The sequence below is a fragment of the Pseudomonas baltica genome (assembly GCF_031880315.1).
Lineage (GTDB): Bacteria > Pseudomonadota > Gammaproteobacteria > Pseudomonadales > Pseudomonadaceae > Aquipseudomonas.
The window spans coordinates 1987984-2002760 of sequence record NZ_CP134771.1 but is presented as its reverse complement, the minus strand read 5'-3'; the positions used below and the strand labels follow the sequence as shown (position 1 = coordinate 2002760).

Here is a 14777-nt window from a genome sequence, read left to right as displayed (position 1 = left end):
TATCAAGTGTGCACTGCCGTTAGAATGCCTCCTTGATTTGCAAGAGGAGTGCTGCGCACGCGCCGCGCGCTCCCTATCTTTTATACAGGCTTCCCCCCGAAATGATGGACATCAACGAGATTCGCGAATACCTGCCGCACCGCTATCCTTTCCTGTTGGTGGATCGCGTGGTAGAGCTTGATACCGAGGCGCAGCGTATTCGTGCCTACAAGAATGTCAGCATCAACGAGCCATTCTTCAACGGTCACTTCCCCGCGCACCCGATCATGCCGGGCGTGCTGATCATCGAAGCGATGGCGCAGGCGGCCGGCATCCTGGGTTTCAAGATGCTCGACGTCAAACCTGCGGACGGCACCTTGTATTACTTCGTCGGCTCCGACAAGCTGCGCTTTCGCCAGCCGGTGCTGCCGGGTGACCAGTTGATCCTGGAAGCCAAGTTCCTCAGCTGCAAGCGTCAGATCTGGAAGTTCGAATGTTCGGCTTCCGTTGATGGCAAGCCGGTGTGCTCCGCTGAAATCATCTGCGCGGAACGTAAACTATGAGTTTGATTGACCCTCGTGCCATCATCGACCCATCTGCCAGATTGGCGGACGGTGTCGAGGTCGGCCCATGGTCGATCGTCGGTGCAGGTGTGGAGATCGGCGAGGGGACCGTCATCGGCCCTCACGTGATACTCAAGGGGCCGACCCGCATCGGCAAGCATAACCGCATCTACCAGTTTTCCTCGGTAGGCGAAGACACCCCGGATCTCAAGTACAAGGGTGAAGAAACGCGCCTGGTCATCGGCGACCATAACGTGATTCGCGAAGGTGTGACCATCCACCGGGGCACCGTGCAGGATCGTCACGAAACCACGCTGGGCGACCATAACCTCGTCATGGCCTATGCCCATATCGGCCACGACAGCGTGATCGGCAACCACTGCATTCTGGTCAATAACACCGCGCTGGCCGGCCACGTGCACGTCGATGACTGGGCGATCCTCTCCGGATTCACTCTGGTGCATCAGTTCTGCCATATCGGCGCGCACAGTTTTTCCGGCATGGGCACCGCCATCGGCAAGGATGTTCCGGCATTCGTCACGGTGTTCGGCAACCCGGCCGAAGCGCGCAGCATGAATTTCGAAGGCATGCGCCGTCGCGGTTTCAGCAACGAAGCGATCCAGGCGCTGCGCCGTGCTTACAAGGTGGTCTATCGCCAAGGCCTGACCGTCGACAAGGCGATCGCCGAACTGGCCGAGCCTGCCGCCGAGCACCCTGAAGTCGCCTTGTTCCTGAAGTCCATCGAAGGCTCTTCGCGGGGCATCACCCGCTGATGTCACTCCCACAGGTATTGACCGTAGCGTTGGTGGCCGGAGAGGCCAGCGGCGATATTCTCGGTGCTGGTCTGATGCGCGCGCTCAAGGCGCGCCATCCCGGCATTCGCTTCATCGGCGTGGGTGGTCCGCTGATGGAAGCCGAGGGTATGCAATCGTCTTTCCCCATGGAGCGCCTGTCGGTCATGGGCCTGGTCGAAGTCCTGGGGCGTTTGCGCGAACTGCTGCGCCGCCGCAAAGAGCTGATCGCTGCCCTGATCGAGCAGCGCCCGGATGTGTTCATCGGTATTGACGCGCCTGATTTTACCCTCAACATCGAACTCAAACTCCGTCAGGCCGGGATCAAGACCGTCCACTATGTGAGCCCGTCGGTCTGGGCCTGGCGGCAAAAACGCGTGCTCAAGATTCGTGAAGGTTGCGACTTGATGCTGACGTTGCTGCCCTTCGAGGCAAGATTCTACGAAGAGCAGGGCGTGCCAGTGAAATTCGTCGGCCATCCGCTGGCCGACACCGTGCCGCTGGAAGTCGACCGCCAGGCTGCGCGTGCGCAACTGGGGTTGGCTGCGGATGTGCCGGTGGTGGCGTTGATGCCCGGCAGCCGTGGTGGTGAGGTGGGGCGTCTGGGCGAGTTGTTCCTCGATGCCGCCCAACGTCTGCTGAGCCAGCGGCCTGATCTGCGTTTTGTGATTCCGTGCGCGAGCCCGCCACGGCGCGCCCAGCTCGAGGCGATGCTGGACGGGCGACAGTTGCCGGTGACACTGCTCGATGGTCAGTCCCATGCCGCTCTGGCCGCCTGCGACGCGGTACTGATCGCTTCCGGCACCGCGACCCTGGAGGCCTTGCTGTACAAGCGACCGATGGTGGTGGCCTACCGGCTGTCGACGGTGACGTTCTGGATCCTCAAACGCATGGTCAAGAGCCCTTACGTGTCGCTGCCCAACCTGCTGGCCCAGCGCCTGTTGGTGCCGGAGTTGTTGCAGGACGCCGCCACCGCCGAGGCGCTGGCCGATACCTTGCTGCCGTTGATCGATGGCGGCACCGAACAGACCCAAGGCTTCGATGCCATCCACCGCACCTTGCGCCTGGATGCCTCGAACCAGGCCGCCGAGGCGGTGCTGGCCTTGCTCGACCCGGCGCGAGCGTCGTTACCAAGGAGTGTCTGAAAGCATGAGCAGGCAATTGCAGATAGGCCTGGATTACGACTTGGTCGAAGAGCTGGTCGCCGGGGTCGATGAAGTCGGTCGCGGTCCCTTGTGTGGCGCGGTGGTCACGGCAGCGGTGATTCTCGATCCGCGCCGGCCGATCCTGGGCCTTAACGATTCCAAGAAACTCACTGAAGCGCGTCGCGAGCTGCTCTACGAAGAAATCTGCGAAAAGGCCGTGGCCTGGTGTATTGCGCGGGCCGAAGTCGACGAGATCGACCGTCTGAACATCCTCCATGCCACCATGCTGGCGATGCAGCGCGCCGTCGAGGGGCTGAGCGTGACGCCGCGGCTGGCGCTGATCGATGGCAATCGCTGCCCGCAGTTGAACGTGCCTTCGGCGCCGGTGATCAAGGGCGATTCCAAGGTGCCAGCGATTGCTGCGGCGTCGATTCTGGCGAAAGTCAGCCGTGATCGTGAAATGAGCGCTTTCGAGCTGATCTACCCCGGGTACGGCATCGGTGGGCACAAGGGCTATCCGACGCCCGTGCACCTTGAAGCGCTGGCGCGGCTGGGCCCGACGCCGATTCATCGACGCTCCTTCGCCCCGGTGCGCGCGGCCTTGGAAGCACGCCCTTATCTGGATACAGATCTGGCGTAACATACGCTCTGCTGATGTTTGTGCCGGACCCCGGTACAATCTCCCCTCCAAACATCTCTACCCTGTGGGAGCGGGCTCTGCCCGCCAAGCTCTACGGCCGGCCTGGCAGCTCATGGCTGAGGTCATTCGCGGGCACGGCCGGTTCCCACAGGGGCTGATTCGGCTTCATATAGGATCAACATGTCGGTTTCCTTCGTACATCTACGCCTGCACACCGAATACTCGCTGGTCGATGGCCTGGTGCGGATCAAGCCGCTGGTCAAAGCCCTGGCCGGGATGAACATGCCCGCCGTGGCGGTCACCGACCAGAACAACATGTGCTCGCTGGTCAAGTTCTACAAAAACGCCATGGGCGCCGGCATCAAGCCGATCTGCGGTGCCGACCTGTGGATGGCCGGACGTGACGCCGATGCGGCCCTGAGCCGCATCAGCCTGTTGGCGATGAACGCCAAGGGCTACCGCAATATCACCGAACTGATTTCCCGCGGTTTCATCGACGGCCAGCGCAATGGTCAGGTGATCATCGAGCGCGAGTGGGTCGCCGAAGCCAGCGAAGGGGTGATCGCCCTGTCCGCGGCCCGTGAGGGTGAAATCGGCCTGGCCCTGCTGGGCGGTAACCCTGGCGATGCCGAGCACTTGCTGCGCGAGTGGATGGCGGTGTTCCCGGATCGCTTCTATGTCGAGGTCCAGCGCACCAACCGCACCAACGACGAAGAATACCTGCACGCCGCCGTCGCCCTGGCCGATCGCCTGGGCGCGCCGCTGGTAGCCACCAACGACGTGCGCTTCATCAAGCAGGAAGACTACGAAGCCCACGAAACGCGCGTTTGCATCGGCGAAGGCCGGGCGCTGGACGACCCGCGCCGCTCGAAGAATTACAGCGATCAGCAGTACCTCAAGAGCCCGGCAGAAATGGCCGAGTTGTTCAGCGACTTGCCCGAGGCGCTCGAAAATACCGTCGAGATCGCCAAACGCTGCAACATCGACGTCAAGCTGGGCAAGCACTTCCTGCCCGATTATCCGATCCCCGATGGCATGACCATCGACGAGTATTTCCGCAAGGTCTCGTTCGACGGCCTGGAAGAGCGCCTGGCGGTTCTGCTGCCCAAGGACACCACCGAGGATTACGACGCCAAGCGCCAGGTCTATGTCGATCGCTTGAATTTCGAACTGGACATCATCATTCAGATGGGCTTCCCCGGTTACTTCCTGATCGTCATGGACTTCATCCAGTGGGCCAAGAGCAACGGCGTGCCGGTCGGGCCTGGGCGTGGGTCGGGTGCTGGCTCGCTGGTCGCCTATGTGCAGAAGATCACCGACCTCGACCCGCTGGAATACGACCTGCTGTTCGAACGGTTCCTCAACCCGGAACGGGTCTCCATGCCCGACTTCGACGTCGACTTCTGCATGGACGGTCGTGACCGAGTCATCGAGTATGTGGCCGATAAATACGGGCGCAACGCGGTCAGTCAGATCATCACCTTCGGCTCCATGGCGGCCAAGGCGGTGGTGCGTGACGTGGCGCGGGTGCAGGGCAAGTCCTACGGCCTGGCCGATCGCCTGTCGAAGATGATCCCGTTCGAAGTGGGCATGACCCTGGAGAAGGCCTACGAGCAGGAAGAAATCCTGCGCGACTTCCTCAAGACCGACGAAGAGGCCGGCGAAATCTGGTCCATGGCCCTCAAGCTCGAGGGTATCGTGCGTAACGTCGGCAAACACGCCGGCGGCGTGGTCATCGCCCCCACCAAGCTCACCGACTTCTCGCCGATCTACTGCGACGAAGAAGGCAGCGGCCTGGTGACCCAGTTCGACAAAGACGACGTCGAGGCGGCCGGCCTGGTGAAGTTCGACTTCCTTGGCCTGCGCACCCTGACCATCATCGACTGGGCGCTCAAAACCATCAACCGCGAACGGGCCAAGGTCGACGAGCCGCCGCTGGACATCGCTTTCATTCCGCTTGATGACAAGCCGACCTACACGCTGCTGCAGAAGGCGGAAACCACTGCGGTGTTCCAGCTCGAGTCGCGGGGCATGAAGGAACTGATCAAGAAGCTCAAGCCCGATTGCCTCGAAGACCTTATCGCACTGGTTGCGCTGTTCCGCCCGGGCCCGCTGCAATCGGGCATGGTGGACGACTTCATCAACCGCAAGCACGGCCGTGCCGAGCTGGCGTACCCGCACTCCGATTACCAGTACGAGGGTCTTAAGCCCGTGCTGGCGCCGACCTACGGCATCATCCTGTATCAGGAACAGGTGATGCAGATCGCCCAGGTCATGGCCGGTTACACCCTCGGTGGCGCTGACATGCTGCGCCGCGCCATGGGTAAAAAGAAACCCGAGGAAATGGCCAAGCAGCGCGGTGGCTTCATCGAGGGCTGTGCGAACAACAATATCGATCCGGATCTGGCAGGTAACATCTTCGACCTGGTAGAAAAATTCGCCGGTTACGGTTTCAACAAGTCCCACTCCGCAGCCTATGGCCTGGTCTCCTATCAGACCGCCTGGCTGAAAACCCACTACCCGGCGCCTTTCATGGCAGCGGTGTTGTCGGCGGACATGCACAACACCGACAAGGTCGTGACCTTGATCGAAGAAGTGCGCACCATGAAGCTGCGCCTCGACGCACCGGACGTGAACACCTCGGAGTTCAAGTTCACGGTGAACGACGACGGCCGCATCGTCTATGGCCTGGGCGCCATCAAGGGCGTGGGGGAGGGGCCGGTGGAGGCCATCGTCGAATCCCGTCAGAGCGGGCCGTTCAAGGACCTGTTCGACTTCTGTGAGCGGGTCGACCTCAAGCGCATCAACAAGCGTACCCTCGATGGCCTGATTCGCAGCGGTGCGCTGGATCGTCTTGGGCCGTTCTTTCATGACGAGCCCAAGGCCTACCAGGCCACTATCGATCAGAACCGCGCGGTGTTGCTGGCCTCGTTGGAGGAAGCCATCAAGGCGGCCGAACAGACGGCGCGCACGCTGGACAGTGGCCATATCGACCTGTTCGGTGGCTTGTTCGTCGAGGCGGATGCCGATGTCTATGCCCCCCATCGCAAGGCGCGCCCGCTAACGCTCAAGGAGCGCCTGAAGGGGGAGAAGGACACCCTGGGGTTGTACCTCACCGGTCACCCGATCGACGAATACGAAGGCGAGATCCGCCGTTTCGCTCGCCAGCGCATCATCGACCTCAAGCCTTCTCGCGAAAGCCAGACGGTGGCGGGCATGGTCATCGCGCTGCGGGTGATGAAGAACAAGAAGGGCGACAAGATGGGCTTCATCACCCTCGACGATCGCTCGGCGCGGATCGAGGCGTCGCTGTTCGCCGATGCCTATATCACCGCGCAGAATCTGCTGCAGACCGACGCGGTGGTGGTGGTCGAAGGCGAGGTCAGCAACGATGACTTCTCCGGCGGCCTGCGCTTGCGGGTCAAGCGCGTGATGGCCATGGAAGATGCCCGCACGCAGCTGGCCGAGAGTCTGCGGTTGAAGGTCAACGTCGAGGCGCTCAAGGGCGATCGGATGAGCTGGCTGGGCGAGTTGCTCAAGCGCCATCGCGGCGCCTGCCCGGTGACCATGGACTACACCGGCCAGGATGCCAAGGCCATGCTGCAGTTCGGCGAAGCCTGGCGAATCGACCCGGCCGACAGCTTGATTCAAGCACTGCGTGACCAGTTCGGGCGTGAGAACGTCTTTTTGCAATACCGTTGATTCAGAGCCCGCCGGTGGCGTTTCGAAACGCGCGCCGCCAGCGAGGCATGGCTCGACCTGATTTTTAAACTCGACCTGAATGCGCCAATTCCGTAAGGTATGGCGCCAAACGGATCAACCGGCCGGCCGCCTGGCCGTCGACCCAAGACGGAAGACTATGAACCCGAATTTTCTTGATTTCGAACAGCCGATTGCCGACCTGCAGGCCAAGATCGAAGAATTGCGCCTGGTCGGTAACGATAACTCTCTGAATATCGGCGATGAGATCTCGCGTCTGCAGGACAAGAGCAGCACGTTGACCGAGAGCATTTTCGGCAACCTGACCAGCTGGCAGATTGCCCGCCTGGCGCGTCATCCACGCCGCCCGTACACCCTGGACTACATCCAGCACATCTTCACCGAGTTCGACGAACTGCACGGCGATCGGCACTTTTCCGATGACGCCGCTATCGTCGGTGGCATCGCCCGCCTGGACGAGCAGCCGGTGATGATCATTGGTCATCAAAAAGGCCGTGAAGTACGCGAGAAGGTGCGTCGCAACTTCGGCATGCCGCGCCCTGAAGGCTACCGCAAGGCCTGCCGTCTGATGGAAATGGCCGAGCGCTTCAAGATGCCGATCCTGACGTTCATCGACACCCCCGGCGCTTATCCGGGCATCGACGCCGAAGAGCGCAACCAGAGCGAAGCGATCGCCTGGAACCTGCGCGTCATGGCACGGTTGAAAACCCCGATCATCGCTACCGTTATCGGTGAAGGCGGTTCGGGCGGTGCGTTGGCCATTGGTGTCTGCGATCAGCTGAACATGCTGCAGTATTCCACCTACGCGGTGATTTCGCCGGAAGGCTGTGCCTCGATCCTGTGGAAGACCGCCGAAAAGGCGCCGGACGCTGCCGAAGCCATGGGCATCACGGCCGAGCGCTTGAAGGGCCTGGGCATCGTCGACAAGGTCATCAACGAGCCATTGGGCGGCGCTCATCGCGATCCGGCCAAGGCAGCGGCCAACATCCGCGCCGAGCTGACTGCGCAGCTGGACATGCTCAAGGGCTTTGACAACGACACGCTGCTGGCGCGCCGTTATGAGCGTCTGATGAGCTACGGGCTGTAATAAGCCCACGCCGGCGATAGCGGGCTCAAGCCTTGCACCTGTGGGAGCAAGGCTTGCCCGCGAAGACGTCGGTAGCAACATCCCATACCTTCAATCCAGTCCGCAGGGCCCGATCATGCTCGATCAGCTGCTGCAGCAACTCACTCCCTACCGCAATGCCCCCGCCTGGCACATCGCCTTCTCCGGCGGTCTCGACTCTACCGTCCTGCTGCATCAACTCGCCGAACTCGCCCGCCTGCACGCGTTGCCACCACTCAGCGCTATCCATGTCCATCACGGCCTGCAAGCTGCTGCCGATGATTGGCCCGCACACTGCGAGGCAGTCTGCGCGCAGCTTGGCATGCCCTTGCAGGTGATCCGCGTTGAAGTCCAGCCCGGCGCCAGCCTCGAGCAGGCCGCGCGGGACGCTCGCTATCAGGCATTTATCGAGTGTCTGCAGGCCGGAGAGGTGCTCCTGACCGCCCAGCATCGCGACGATCAGGCCGAAACCCTGTTGTTCCGGCTGTTGCGCGGCGCCGGGGTGCGCGGATTAGCCGCGATGCCGCGCAAGCGGGTGCTGGGCGCCGGGCTGCTGGTACGACCCCTGCTCGATGTTCCCCGGGCGCGCCTGCATGCCTGGGCAACCGAGCGGCAGGTCCCTTGGGTCGAAGACCCTAGCAATGCCGATGACCGTCCGTCGCGCAATTTTTTGCGGTTGAAGATATTCCCCGCGCTGGCGACTCGCTGGCCCCAGGCCTCGCAAAATATGGCCAGGGCTGCGGCCCATGTGAACGAGGCCCTGCAACTGCTGGAAGAATTGGGGCGCGAAGACCTCGAAGATGCGCTGATGGGCAACAGTTACCTGTGGCTCGGCGTGCCTACTTTGTCATTGCCGCCCCTGCGCCGGCTCTCCGCCGCCCGTCAGCGCAATGCGCTGCAGACCTGGCTGGCGCCGTTGACGCGCCTGCCAGACGCCACACATTGGGCGGGATGGCATGACCTGCGCGATGCCACCCCGGCCGCCACGCCGATCTGGCGACTGGCCGATGGCGAGCTGCACGCCAGCCAGAAGCGTATCTGGTGGCTGTCCGGCTACTGGTTGCAGCCGCCGCTGCCCGTCGGCCCCTGGCTCGACCCCAGCCAGCCTTTGCTCCTGCCCGGCAATGGCGAGCTGCGCTGGACGGGCGACATTGCGCCGGGCCATCTCGAGGTTCGTTATCGCCAAGGCGGCGAGACCATGAACCTGCAAGGCCGCGGCCATCGCGACCTCAAGCGTCTGCTCAACGAAATCGGCGTCCCCGCATTCGCCCGCGCGCGCCTGCCGTTGCTGTATCTCGATGGCGAGCTTTACGCGGTGGCCAATCAAGGGCGCCTCAATCGTGAAAGCGCCATGCTGAAATGGTCACCCCCGAACATCGACGCATCACTCGCGCGCAACGTTTGAGATGAAAGGCGCTTTCCGGTAGACTACGCTCCCTTCTTGATACAACTTCTGTGGATTCCAGTAATCGCAGGGGTTGCCGATGTCCAAATGATTTTTGGCCATCGGGGGCTTCGGCCTTCCTTCGCTTTCCCCGGCGGCTCTGACCGCTTTAACGCAGACTTCTAGGGTTTTTCATGACGCGCTACATCTTCGTCACGGGCGGTGTTGTTTCTTCATTGGGGAAAGGCATTGCTTCGGCATCATTGGCGGCCATCCTGGAGGCGCGGGGGCTTAAGGTCACCATGCTCAAGCTGGATCCGTACATCAACGTCGATCCAGGGACCATGAGCCCTTTCCAGCACGGTGAAGTGTTCGTCACCCACGACGGTGCCGAGACCGACCTCGACCTGGGCCACTACGAGCGGTTCATCCGTACGACCATGACCCAGAACAACAACTTCACCACGGGCCGTGTCTACGAGCACGTTCTGCGCAAGGAGCGCCGTGGTGATTATCTGGGCGCGACCATTCAGGTCATCCCGCACATCACTGACGAAATCAAGCGCCGAGTCATCAAGGGCGCGGGTGACGCCGACGTGGCGCTGGTCGAAATCGGCGGCACCGTGGGTGACATCGAGTCGCAACCGTTCCTCGAGGCGATCCGCCAGCTGCGTTTCGAAGTCGGCGCCAAGCGCGCGATGCTGATGCACCTGACGCTGGTTCCGTACATCGCCACCGCGGGCGAAACCAAGACCAAGCCGACCCAGCATTCGGTCAAGGAACTGCGCTCCATCGGCCTGCAACCCGACGTACTGGTGTGCCGTTCCGATCACGCGATCGACGTGTCCTCGCGCCGCAAGATCGCTCAGTTCACCAACGTCGAAGAGCGTGCGGTCATCGCGCTGGAAGACGCCGACACCATCTACAAGATCCCGGGCATCCTGCATTCCCAGGGCCTGGATGATTTCGTCGTCGAGCGTTTCGGCCTGCAATGCGGCAGCGCCGACCTGTCCGAGTGGGAAAAGGTCGTCGACGCCAAGCTCAATCCAGAGCACGAAGTCACCATCGCCATGGTCGGCAAGTACATGGAACTGCTGGATGCCTACAAATCGCTGATCGAAGCGATGAGTCACGCCGGCATCGCCAACCGTACCAAGGTCAACCTGCGCTATATCGACTCCGAAGACATCGAAAACCAGGGCACCGGCCTGCTCGAAGGCGCCGATGCGATCCTGGTGCCGGGCGGTTTCGGCCTGCGTGGCGTCGAAGGCAAGATCACTGCCGTGCAGTTCGCCCGTGAAAACAAGGTGCCTTACCTGGGTATCTGCCTGGGCATGCAAGTGGCGGTCATCGAGTTCGCGCGTAACGTGCTGGGCTGGAAAGACGCCAACTCCACCGAGTTCGATCGCGCCAGCGGCCACCCGGTCGTGGGCCTGATCACCGAGTGGGAAGACGCCACCGGTGCAGTCGAAACCCGTACCGAAACCTCCGACCTGGGCGGCACCATGCGCCTCGGCGCGCAGGACTGCCAACTGGTAGCCGGTTCCAAGGTGCACGACTGCTATGCCAAGGATGTGATCGTCGAACGTCATCGTCACCGCTATGAAGTGAACAACAACCTGCTGCCGCAATTGATCGAGGGCGGCTTGATCGTCTCCGGTCGTTCCGGCGATGGCGCGCTGGTGGAAGTGGTCGAAGGTCAGGATCACCCATGGTTCGTGGCATGCCAGTTCCACCCCGAATTCACCTCGACTCCCCGTGACGGCCACCCGCTGTTCAGTGGCTTCGTCAAGGCGGCACTCACTCAACACCAGAAGAAGGCTTGAGTCATGGCACAGAAGATCATCCGCGTCGGCGCCATCGAGGTCGCCAACGACAAGCCGATGGTGCTGTTCGGTGGCATGAACGTGCTGGAGTCCCGCGACCTGGCAATGCAGATCTGCGAAGAGTACGTGCGCGTTACTGAAAAGCTGGGCATCCCGTACGTGTTCAAGGCCAGCTTCGACAAGGCCAACCGGTCTTCGGTAGCGTCCTATCGTGGTCCGGGCCTGGAGGAAGGCATGCGCATCTTCGAAGAGATCAAGCGCACCTTCAACGTACCGGTGATCACCGACGTCCACGAGCCCGCGCAAGCGGCCGTGGTCGCTGAAGTCTGCGACATCATCCAGCTGCCGGCCTTTCTGTCGCGCCAGACCGATCTGGTCGTGGCGATGGCCAAGACCAACGCCGTGATCAACATCAAGAAGGCCCAGTTCCTCGCGCCCCAGGAGATGAAACACATCCTGGCCAAGTTCGAAGAAGCGGGCAACGACCAGTTGATCCTGTGTGAGCGTGGCACCAGCTTCGGCTACAACAACCTGGTGGTCGACCCGCTGGGCTTCGGCATCATGAAGCAGTTCGAGTATCCGCTGATCTTCGACGTCACCCACGCCTTGCAAATGCCGGGCGCACGTCTGGATTCGGCCGGTGGTCGTCGTGCCCAGGTGACCGATCTGGCCAAGGCCGGTCTGAGTCAGGGCCTCGCGGGCCTGTTCCTTGAAGCCCACCCTGACCCTGACAACGCCAAATGTGACGGCCCGTGCGCCTTGCGCCTGAACAAGCTGGAGCCGTTCCTGTCTCAGCTGCAGGCTCTGGATCACCTGATCAAGAGTTTCGACCCGATCGAAACCGCGTAACGGTAATTTCGGGTAGAGTATCGCTCGATTTGTTTACTGGCGATGCGTCCATCCCGGCGCATGGCCGGGTGGTGACGGCGGCCCGAAGTACGCCTTCGCGGGCAAGCTTTGCGCCCACAGGCGCACATCTGTGGGAGCAAGGCTTGCCCGCGAAGGGGCCGTCCGCCTTGCCGACTATTCAGAACCAGCCGCACAATCTCCCCACTGTCCTAGTCAACTTCGGAGTGCTCATAACAATGGCAAAAATCGTCGACATCAAAGGTCGTGAAGTTCTCGATTCCCGTGGCAACCCTACCGTCGAGGCCGATGTGCTGCTCGACAACGGCATCATCGGCAGCGCCTGTGCGCCGTCGGGTGCGTCGACTGGTTCGCGTGAAGCTCTGGAACTGCGCGACGGCGACAAGAGCCGTTACATGGGCAAGGGCGTACTCAAAGCGATCGCCAACATCAATGGCCCGATCCGTGATGCGCTGCTGGGCAAAGACCCGGTTGATCAGAAAGCCCTCGACCACGTGATGATCGCGCTGGACGGCACCGAGAACAAAGCGTCGCTGGGCGCCAACGCCATCCTCGCCGTGTCGCTGGCCGCTGCCAAGGCCGCCGCCCAGGACCAGGACCTGCCGCTGTACGCGCACATCGCCAACCTCAACGGTACGCCGGGCGTGTACTCCATGCCGGTGCCGATGATGAATATCATCAATGGCGGCGAGCATGCCGACAACAACGTCGATATCCAGGAGTTCATGGTTCAGCCGGTCGGCGCCAAGAGCTTCTCCGAAGCACTGCGCATGGGCACCGAGATTTTCCATCACCTCAAAGCCGTGCTCAAAGGCCGTGGTCTGAACACTGCAGTGGGCGACGAAGGTGGTTTTGCACCGAACCTGGCCTCCAATGAAGACGCCCTGGGCGCCATCGCCGAAGCCGTCGAAAAGGCCGGCTACAAACTGGGCACCGACGTGACCCTGGCCCTGGACTGCGCCGCCAGCGAGTTCTATGACAACGGTACCTACGACCTGGCCGGTGAAGGTCACAAGTTCGACGCTGAAGGCTTCGCCACCTACCTGGCCGGCTTGACCGAGCGCTATCCAATCATCTCGATCGAAGACGGCCTGGATGAGTCTGACTGGGCCGGCTGGAAAATCCTCACCGACAAGATCGGCGACAAGGTGCAACTGGTAGGTGACGATCTGTTCGTGACCAACACCAAGATCCTCAAGGAAGGCATCGACAAGAAGATCGCCAACTCGATCCTGATCAAGTTCAACCAGATCGGCACCCTGACCGAGACGCTGGAAGCCATCCAGATGGCCAAGGCAGCCGGTTACACTGCGGTCATTTCGCACCGTTCGGGCGAAACCGAAGACTCCACCATCGCTGACCTGGCCGTAGGTACTGCGGCAGGCCAGATCAAGACGGGCTCGCTGTGCCGTTCCGACCGCGTCTCCAAGTACAACCAATTGCTGCGCATCGAAGAGCAGTTGGGCGACAAGGCGGTCTACCGCGGTCGCGCAGAATTTCGCGGCTGAATAGCGGGATCTGCCAGCGCGGTCGAGCAAGACGCATGACCGTTGCTCGGGCGGGGCATTTCACAGCCGGGCAATAGATGGTAAAAAGATGCCAGCCGTCGGTGCGGATCATTCTGCGCCGTCGTTGCTGGCAGATGCTTCAGAGTGCTGAGCCCGGTGCATGCCGGGCTTCGTGCCATCAGACGATCCATGATGTGATCGTCTTTACCACTGGATACCTTGATGCGCAGTCCTTACTGGTTGTTCCTCGTTTTGCTCGCCCTGTTGGGTGGGTTGCAATACCGCCTGTGGGTCGGTAATGGCAGCCTGGCCCAAGCCACCGAGCTGCGCCAGCAGATTGCCGACCAGGAGGCTGAAAACAAGCGCCTGGAAGAACGCAATCGCGTGCTCGACGCCGAGGTGTCCGAGTTGAAGAAAGGCATGGAAACCGTTGAGGAGCGTGCCCGCCAGGAACTGGGCATGGTCAAGAACGGCGAGACTCTCTATCAGTTGGCCCAATGAATTCAGCGTTACCTGCCTTCTGGGCAGTCATCCCCGCAGCGGGGGTAGGCGCGCGCATGGCCGCCGACCGCCCAAAGCAATACCTGACCCTGGGTCAGCACACACTGCTCGAACATAGCCTCGGCTGTTTTCTCGATCACCCGGGGCTCAAGGGCCTGGTGGTCAGCCTGGCAGTGGACGATCCCTATTGGCCGAATCTGGCCTGCGCCACCGACTCGCGTATCCAGCGCGTGGCCGGCGGTGTCGAGCGTGCCGATTCGGTGCTCAACGCCTTGCTCTATCTGCACGGGCAGGGCGCCGACGATGACGACTGGGTGTTGGTGCATGATGCCGCGCGGCCCAATCTGGCGCGCAGCGACCTCGATAATCTGTTGATGCAACTCGGCGACGATCTGGTCGGCGGCTTGCTGGCAGTACCGGCGCGGGACACCCTCAAGCGCGCGGACAGTAACGGCCGGGTACGCGAGACAGTAGACCGCAGTAGCATCTGGCAGGCCTATACGCCGCAGATGTTCAGGCTCGGCGCCTTGCACCGGGCGCTGGCCGACAGCCTGGTAGCGGACGTGGCAATCACCGACGAGGCCTCGGCCATGGAGTGGGCCGGGCAAGCGCCACGGTTGATCGAAGGCCGTGCCGATAACCTCAAAATCACCCGTCCGGAAGACCTTGAATGGTTACGCCAGCGGTGGGCGAACAAGCCAGGTTAGCCCCGTTATCTTGCGGCGTTTTGCCGGCCTCATCGCGCCCT

The 14777-nt window shown here is 61.8% G+C and carries 12 protein-coding genes; all 12 read left to right on the top strand.

The annotated features are described in order from the left end of the window. Positions 1–101: 101 nt before the first annotated feature. On the top strand, positions 102–542 hold the full coding sequence (gene fabZ / locus REH34_RS08775) for a 3-hydroxyacyl-ACP dehydratase FabZ (RefSeq protein ID WP_226504954.1): 441 nt from the start codon (positions 102–104) through the stop codon (positions 540–542). Next, complete coding sequence (gene lpxA, locus REH34_RS08770; RefSeq protein WP_311971384.1) at positions 539–1315, top strand: acyl-ACP--UDP-N-acetylglucosamine O-acyltransferase; 777 nt, start codon at positions 539–541, stop codon at positions 1313–1315. Before fabZ ends, lpxA begins: the two co-directional genes overlap by 4 nt. Beyond that, complete coding sequence (gene lpxB, locus REH34_RS08765) at positions 1315–2478, top strand: lipid-A-disaccharide synthase (RefSeq protein ID WP_311971383.1); 1164 nt, start codon at positions 1315–1317, stop codon at positions 2476–2478. Before lpxA ends, lpxB begins: the two co-directional genes overlap by 1 nt. Before the next feature lie 16 nt (positions 2479–2494). Continuing rightward, on the top strand, positions 2495–3118 hold the full coding sequence (gene rnhB, locus REH34_RS08760) for a ribonuclease HII (RefSeq protein ID WP_226505319.1): 624 nt from the start codon (positions 2495–2497) through the stop codon (positions 3116–3118). Between the two features lie 180 nt (positions 3119–3298). Next, complete coding sequence (dnaE, locus tag REH34_RS08755) at positions 3299–6820, top strand: DNA polymerase III subunit alpha (RefSeq protein ID WP_311971382.1); 3522 nt, start codon at positions 3299–3301, stop codon at positions 6818–6820. A gap of 157 nt (positions 6821–6977) precedes the next feature. Beyond that, positions 6978–7925 (top strand): acetyl-CoA carboxylase carboxyltransferase subunit alpha, encoded by a 948-nt coding sequence (locus REH34_RS08750; protein WP_226504958.1) that lies wholly within the window; start codon positions 6978–6980, stop codon positions 7923–7925. Between the two features lie 115 nt (positions 7926–8040). Beyond that, positions 8041–9348: a tRNA lysidine(34) synthetase TilS gene (tilS, locus tag REH34_RS08745; RefSeq protein ID WP_311971381.1), complete on the top strand. Its 1308-nt coding sequence runs from the start codon at positions 8041–8043 to the stop codon at positions 9346–9348. A 173-nt stretch (positions 9349–9521) separates the two neighbouring features. Then, positions 9522–11153 (top strand): CTP synthase, encoded by a 1632-nt coding sequence (locus REH34_RS08740; protein WP_226504960.1) that lies wholly within the window; start codon positions 9522–9524, stop codon positions 11151–11153. 3 nt (positions 11154–11156) lie between these two features. Next, positions 11157–12002: a 3-deoxy-8-phosphooctulonate synthase gene (gene kdsA / locus REH34_RS08735; RefSeq protein WP_226504961.1), complete on the top strand. Its 846-nt coding sequence runs from the start codon at positions 11157–11159 to the stop codon at positions 12000–12002. A gap of 236 nt (positions 12003–12238) precedes the next feature. Beyond that, complete coding sequence (eno, locus tag REH34_RS08730; RefSeq protein ID WP_311971380.1) at positions 12239–13528, top strand: phosphopyruvate hydratase; 1290 nt, start codon at positions 12239–12241, stop codon at positions 13526–13528. A 222-nt stretch (positions 13529–13750) separates the two neighbouring features. Next, positions 13751–14029 (top strand): cell division protein FtsB, encoded by a 279-nt coding sequence (ftsB, locus tag REH34_RS08725; protein ID WP_226504963.1) that lies wholly within the window; start codon positions 13751–13753, stop codon positions 14027–14029. After that, positions 14026–14736: a 2-C-methyl-D-erythritol 4-phosphate cytidylyltransferase gene (ispD, locus tag REH34_RS08720; RefSeq protein WP_226504964.1), complete on the top strand. Its 711-nt coding sequence runs from the start codon at positions 14026–14028 to the stop codon at positions 14734–14736. Before ftsB ends, ispD begins: the two co-directional genes overlap by 4 nt. Positions 14737–14777 lie beyond the last annotated feature (41 nt).

Bases quoted from the DNA above. Each gene is read 5' to 3' on its own strand.
- fabZ (WP_226504954.1), top strand. From the start codon at position 102: ATGATGGACATCAACGAGATTCGCGAATACCTGCCGCACCGCTATCCT.
- lpxA (WP_311971384.1), top strand. From the start codon at position 539: ATGAGTTTGATTGACCCTCGTGCCATCATCGACCCATCTGCCAGATTG.
- lpxB (WP_311971383.1), top strand. From the start codon at position 1,315: ATGTCACTCCCACAGGTATTGACCGTAGCGTTGGTGGCCGGAGAGGCC.
- dnaE (WP_311971382.1), top strand. From the start codon at position 3,299: ATGTCGGTTTCCTTCGTACATCTACGCCTGCACACCGAATACTCGCTG.
- REH34_RS08750 (WP_226504958.1), top strand. From the start codon at position 6,978: ATGAACCCGAATTTTCTTGATTTCGAACAGCCGATTGCCGACCTGCAG.
- tilS (WP_311971381.1), top strand. From the start codon at position 8,041: ATGCTCGATCAGCTGCTGCAGCAACTCACTCCCTACCGCAATGCCCCC.
- REH34_RS08740 (WP_226504960.1), top strand. From the start codon at position 9,522: ATGACGCGCTACATCTTCGTCACGGGCGGTGTTGTTTCTTCATTGGGG.
- kdsA (WP_226504961.1), top strand. From the start codon at position 11,157: ATGGCACAGAAGATCATCCGCGTCGGCGCCATCGAGGTCGCCAACGAC.
- eno (WP_311971380.1), top strand. From the start codon at position 12,239: ATGGCAAAAATCGTCGACATCAAAGGTCGTGAAGTTCTCGATTCCCGT.
- ftsB (WP_226504963.1), top strand. From the start codon at position 13,751: ATGCGCAGTCCTTACTGGTTGTTCCTCGTTTTGCTCGCCCTGTTGGGT.
- ispD (WP_226504964.1), top strand. From the start codon at position 14,026: ATGAATTCAGCGTTACCTGCCTTCTGGGCAGTCATCCCCGCAGCGGGG.